We start from the raw sequence: 633 nt of genomic DNA, 5'->3' as shown, positions 1-633 counted from the left end.
CCGGGCAAGATGGGTGGACACCGCAAGAGAGTGCTGGAACCGCACCGTGCCTTCATCGAGGCGCGTATACGTGAGACGCCGCATCTGACGCTGCACGGTCTGAAGGATGAGTTGGCCGGTCGCGGGGTCAAGGTCTCGCATAACGCGGTGTGGTTGTTCCTGCGCCGCGAGGGCCTGAGCTTCAAAAAAAACGCTGTTCGCCCTTGAGCAGGCGCGTGCTGATATTGCTCGCAGGCGCCAACGATGGCGATCCTGGCAGGCAGGCCTGGATCCGCAGTGCCTGGTCTTCATCGATGAGACCTGGATCAAGACCAACATGGCTCCACTGCGAGGCTGGGGGCCTAAGGGCAAGCGACTGCGCGGCTTGGCTCCGCACGGCCACTGGCGCACGCTGACCTTCCTTGGCGCGTTGCGCTGCGATCGGCTCGCGGCACCTTGCGTCTTCGACGGACCGATCAACGGCCAATGCTTCCGGGCCTATGTCGAGCAGCAGCTCATCACCGTGCTGAAGCCGGGCGACATCGTCGTCATGGACAACTTGGGAAGTCATAAGTCGGCCGCCATCAGGCAGATGATCAAGGCTGCCGGGGCAAGGCTTTGGTACCTGCCGCCCTACTCCCCGGACCTCAATCC

At 63.0% G+C, this 633-nt stretch carries 1 pseudogene; it reads left to right on the top strand.

The features are described 5' to 3' along the window. Nucleotides 1-633, top strand: a pseudogene (locus H0241_RS35300) (IS630 family transposase); the annotation flags it as partial.

The sequence above is a fragment of the Mesorhizobium neociceri genome (assembly GCF_013520985.1).
Classification (GTDB): domain Bacteria; phylum Pseudomonadota; class Alphaproteobacteria; order Rhizobiales; family Rhizobiaceae; genus Mesorhizobium; species Mesorhizobium neociceri.
The sequence above is the reverse complement of the archived record's forward strand: the minus strand, read 5'-3'. Positions and strand labels throughout refer to the sequence as shown.